The sequence below is a fragment of the Protofrankia sp. Cas8 genome (assembly GCF_963555845.1).
Taxonomy (GTDB): Bacteria; Actinomycetota; Actinomycetes; order Frankiales; family Frankiaceae; genus Protofrankia.
The window spans coordinates 1-4,966 of record NZ_CAUVXI010000296.1 but is presented as its reverse complement, the minus strand read 5'-3'; the positions used below and the strand labels follow the sequence as shown (position 1 = coordinate 4,966).

Sequence of the window (4,966 nt, the reverse complement as noted above, 5' to 3'; positions counted from 1 at the left end):
CTTCAGGCGTCACGTTGCGTGATAGGTGCAGGTGGCATGGCGCGGCAAGCCGGGGCCGTGTTTCCCGGCCAGTGCCCAGACCCGTTCCCGCGGGCCCGCGAGCACCTTGAAGATCACAGCCAGGACCCCGATCGACGTCGGCGGCGAGCCGATCGACGGTCCGCGACACCGTCGGATCCGACACAACCAGGCCGACCAGGCCGGGTTCCACCTGCAGCAACGCGATGTCAGCGAGGCAGTCCCCACCGGGCGCGACGCTCACCGCCAGATCCGTCAGAATCTTCGCCGGGTCGTGCGTCGACGTCGGCGCGCGCCAAGACACCAACGCCTCCGACAACGCCAAGCCCAGCCCGGACGCCCGAACCGTCTGGGTCAGCAGCAGACCACCCGCCGACGACACGACACCCCGCCCCCGGCATCGACGCGGACAGACGGGTACACACCGGGAGGCTTCACCGCGAAGGTGCTCCATGGCGCGGGATCGATCAGGCTCTCAGCAAGCCCAATCCTCCCATCTCCGGAGTACTCTCCCATTTCCGGCCACCAATATACAATCACCCCAATGAAAGCATGAGGCTAGCCGCGACGAACGCGGGGCGCAGCGTCAGGCGCCGAGGGGCCCGGTGGCTCCCGCGACTATGACTCCAAAAACGCGAGCGGTTCCGATCACACCCCCCATCTTGCCAATCCGCAGATGGGTCCGCGTGTCACCCGAGACGGACGCCGAGAAAAGTGGGCCCCCAAACCAGGGCGATCTGCCAATGAGGCTCGACATGTGGTTATAATCAGCTACGCGTCAGGTCCCGCCGGCCGACAGCGCCAAGGGCTTGCCCCAGCGGCCGTCTTTGCGGGCCAGGCGTCGCACAGGCTGCTCTACCGTCAGAGGAGCGTACGAATGAAACATGAATTCGACCCACATCCAAAGGTCACACAATACTTCGATACGGTCGATGGCATCGTACGCCTGTTTCATCCTTACCTAGAAGGCGCCGTACACGACCTTCGAAGCGGGCGTATTGTGGCGCTTTTCAACAGCTACTCGCGTCGCCAATTGGGTGACATCAGCGCCATCTATGAGCTTGGTATACCCACGACCGAGTTCCCAGACGTTTTCGACCCGTACTACAAGATGAATTGGGACGGCCGGAACCTGAAGTGTGTGTCGATCACCATCAGGGACGACGCCGGGATCCCCGTTGGCCTCATATGCTTGAACTTTGCGCTTGATTTCTTTGATGGCGTCCACTCGGATAGATCAGAGTTTCTCTCGATCCAGGCTGGCGCACTGAACCCCGTCGAAATATTCTCCGCCGATTGGAAGCAGCGAGTAAATGCATTTATGGCATCATATGCCGATGAAAAGGACCTCCCTCTAGAGACTTTGCCAAAAGACCAAAAGCGAGAGTTGGTGATTACAATGTATGAACATGGCTTCTTCAACATTAAGAAGTCTGAGGACTACGTCGGACGCAAGCTAGGGGTCTCGCGCGCGGTGATCTATAGCTACCTTGAACAGGGCAAGTAGGGAAGCCGTGAGACAGATTGACGTGCACCAAGTCGACGCCTTTACGCAGAAAGTCTTCGAAGGGAACCCCGCAGGGGTCGTGACCAATGCGGACGAACTGTCCGATGACGAGATGGGCAACATCGCAAGAGAGATGGCGCTGTCGGAAACGGCCTTTGCGCTATCCCCCACCCGGTCCGACGCAACACTCCGCTTGCGCTTCTTCACTCGAGGGGCCAGTGAGGTCGACTTCTGTGGTCACGCGACCGTGGCAACCTTGTTCCAGCTCGCCCGCATGGGGCGCTTCGGGCTCGACCGCGTCGGGCGTCATACGATATATACTGAGACCGACGTCGGTCTGCTCGACATCGGTGTGGAGCGACGGAGCCGAGACTCCATCAGCGTGTCATTTGTAGCGCCCTCCACGGACTTGGCCGAGTATCGGGTTCAGTCGTGGGAACTCGCCGACATGCTCGGGATTCCCTCGGCGGTCCTTCTCCCCCGGGGGACGGCTCTTGTGGACAGAAAACTTAACTACCTCTATGTTCCGGTCGAGTCCATCGAGCAGCTGGGCGGACTCAGAGCCGATCCCGCAGTACTACGCTCTAGCTTCGGTGACCAACAGATCGTTGTTTTCTGTCTTTTCACCAACGAAACCTTCAGCGACAACGCGGATCTCCATGCTCGCGGACTAGCGCCGCTGGTGGGAATTGAGGAAGATCCATTCACCGGTTCCATGCAAGCAGGAATGATCAAAAGTGCGAAAGCCAACGGAATGATAAGGGCGGAACTGGGGACCATTGTTGTTGAACAGGGTCATTTTATGGGCCGGCCAGGAAGCGCCATAGTAACACACGACCCCAAGACCTCCACCGTTGTCGTAACCGGTGAGGGCGTCCATGTCTTCTCGACCACGATAACGCTGTAGCCCAGGTGCTCCGGTCAGCCCACAGAACGCAAAGCCTAGTCTTTCTAATGGCGATCGTACAACTTGACCTCTTCCAGATGCGGCGTCATATATCCGATAGCGTTCAGTCGAACCGCGATCTCGGTAAGCGGTCGTTGCGTGACGGCAGCGGTCGCGAGCAAATGCGCTAGGGGTATCTGAATATCGCCCGGCAGCCATGGAGGTTGGCCGTTGAGATCGCGGCTCATGGCAAGCCGGTCAACTCGCGTGGGCCGCATGGCCGGTGAGTCCACAGCGATATCTGGCATATCGAAGCCCAGCGATGAGAGTCGTCTGGCAACCTGGTGAGGTGTGCGATCGGTAGCTACGGCGACCCGCAACACATGAGCTAGAGAAACTGGTCTGTCAGCCACAAGCCACGGGGGTTGGGAGTCCAGACGCAGGCTGATCGAAGTAATATCCTCGGCCGTCACTCGATTTTTCGCCCGCATATTGGGATCTGGCTCGGGAAAACCGAGGTCGATGAGCTGCCTAACAATCTCCTCCGGGGTTCGAACGGTAGCGAGCGCAGCCCGCAGTATATGGGCAAGCGACACCGGGACGTCATCATCGATCCAAGGTCTTTCGCCACTCTGGTCGGCGCTAATCAGCTTGAGGTCCGCCGCGGTCATCCGTGTTGTCGGGCCATCGGAGAGGCGCGGCACCTTGTATCCAAAAATAGCGAGCCGAGCGGCAATCTTCCGCGCCGGGAGCCCCGCGGCTACCGCCGCTGCGAAGACGTGAGCTTGGGGCACTTGGATCTCGTCATTCAGCCATGGTCCTTGGCCGTCAAGATCCAAGCTCACCCACCTGCGGTCGGCCTCTGTAGGTATTTCGCCACACTGCATAGCGACCTTTGAGACGATGAAACCGAGGATTTGAAGTCGTTCGGCCACAGCGCTGACTTTGCGACCAGCGACAGCGGCAGCCGCGACCACATGCGCGGTCGGAACAATCACGTCGGCGTCCAGCCAAGGCGCACTGCCATTCAGGTCAGTGCTAACGAACGATCGATCACCGGGATCGGGCTCACTCGTAGGAACACGAACTTCCGGCACCGAGTAGCCGAGAAGTCGTAGCCTATTGACAATCTCGGCCTGTGACCGGCCTAGAACAGCCACGGCGCGAGACACGTGCGCGACAGGAACGGCTCGGTCTCCATCGAGCCACGGCGCCTGCCCATCTAGGTCGGCGCTGGTGAGCGTACGGTCGGCGGGGGTCGGCGGGACGACCTGCACCTGATCAAGCCGCTCCGGCAAAGCATAACCGAGAGACCTGAACCTTAGGAGTGCCTGGTCTGGCGTCTGACCGGTCTCGGCCGCGGCACGCATGAGGTGGGGCAGTGGGACAGTAGCACCATCGGCCAACCAAGGGGCCTTCCGGTCTAGGCCACGGCTGATCATCATTACATCATCGGAGATTGACACCATCTCCGCGATGCCGGTAGGGGGTGTGACAGCCAGGTAGCCGAGCAGCTCGAGCCTGCTCGCGATTTCACCAGGTGTATGGCTCGTCGCTACGGCGGCGGCTAGCAGGTGAGCCAAAGGAACCCGCGTCCCTCCTTCTAGCCAGGGGAATCGGCCGTCCAACCCACGAGAGGCAAGCCGCAAGTCCTGCCTCGATGGGACCACGTCGCCGATGCCAACAGGCAGATCGCGCGTCCTGAATCCGAGCAGCCTCAGTCGATTCGAGACTTCCGCGACAGTACGACCGGTGACCGCGGCCGCTCGAAGTAGATGGGCCAACGGCACCATTGTGGCCGGGTCCAACCATGCTTGATCCTGAAGCGAGCGTCGCCCGGAGACAACAAACTCCAGATCGCGACTGATGATGATCTGGTCCGATGGGCGAGCCGGCATGATGTGCTCGGCGGAGCCTCGCTGCTGCTGTGCGTCGTCATCGGGGTCGGGGGTAGTACGTGCTGATATAGCAGCCTTGAGACGCCACAGCGCGACGGAATCAGGCAGCGAGGACACAGGCCGGAGACGTTCGCGGAACTCACTCTTCGTTTGATCTTCGTTGTGCGCGAAGAGGTAGCGGTCAGCCGGAAAGCATCCAGATGTCGCCGTCCGAAAATTCGCCTGACCAATTCTCCAGAGATACTCCGGCTGCTCGGAGCATTTGTCGGCTATCGCGTCTGCCAGAGAGAGATTCCGTTCAGCGAGCGCGCACAGCCAGTCAAACGTCAGCACATTGGAACCTGGGGAAAATAGCGATTCTACCTGATCGAGAAGTATTTTTTCGACGTAGTTTTCATCATAAGAAAGGATACTCTTTCGGTCGATCGTCAAGCGAGGCATGTGTGGTCCAGTAAGGTTCACCACGACGCCAAAAGGACTTTCTCCGCACCATAGGCCGTCCGCTAGGACGGCTCCATTAGAGTCACACCACCATACGGCGGTGGAGGCCGAAGCGTCCACCGATGGCGAAGACCCTACGCCGACACGCGCGTTTTTGGAGCCGATGGGCGCAGACTGCGAGAGTTGACCAGGATGCCAGATTTCATTGCCTGAGGC

At 59.9% G+C, this 4,966-nt stretch carries 3 protein-coding genes and 1 pseudogene; 2 read left to right on the top strand and 2 right to left on the bottom strand.

Annotated features, from left to right (window positions below; all coding sequences use genetic code 11):
* Positions 1–51: 51 nt before the first annotated feature.
* Positions 52–456: pseudogene (locus U9977_RS25650) on the bottom strand (transposase); the annotation flags it as partial.
* 439 nt (positions 457–895) lie between these two features.
* On the opposite strand from U9977_RS25650, the gene U9977_RS25645 reads away from it, so the two are divergent.
* Entirely contained in the window at positions 896–1,525 is a 630-nt protein-coding gene (locus U9977_RS25645) for a helix-turn-helix transcriptional regulator (protein ID WP_322751851.1), read from the top strand.
* A 7-nt stretch (positions 1,526–1,532) separates the two neighbouring features.
* A complete protein-coding gene (locus tag U9977_RS25640) occupies positions 1,533–2,432 on the top strand; it encodes a PhzF family phenazine biosynthesis protein (protein WP_322751850.1) in 900 nt (299 codons plus the stop codon).
* 44 nt (positions 2,433–2,476) lie between these two features.
* Here U9977_RS25640 and U9977_RS25635 read toward each other — a convergent pair whose 3' ends face one another.
* Positions 2,477–4,750, bottom strand: a complete 2,274-nt coding sequence (locus tag U9977_RS25635) for a hypothetical protein (protein WP_322751849.1) — start codon at positions 4,748–4,750, stop codon at positions 2,477–2,479.
* Positions 4,751–4,966 lie beyond the last annotated feature (216 nt).

Excerpts from the sequence above, each read along its gene's own strand:
- U9977_RS25645 (WP_322751851.1), top strand. The coding sequence starts at position 896 with ATGAAACATGAATTCGACCCACATCCAAAGGTCACACAATACTTCGAT.
- U9977_RS25635 (WP_322751849.1), bottom strand. The coding sequence starts at position 4,750 with ATGCCTCGCTTGACGATCGACCGAAAGAGTATCCTTTCTTATGATGAA.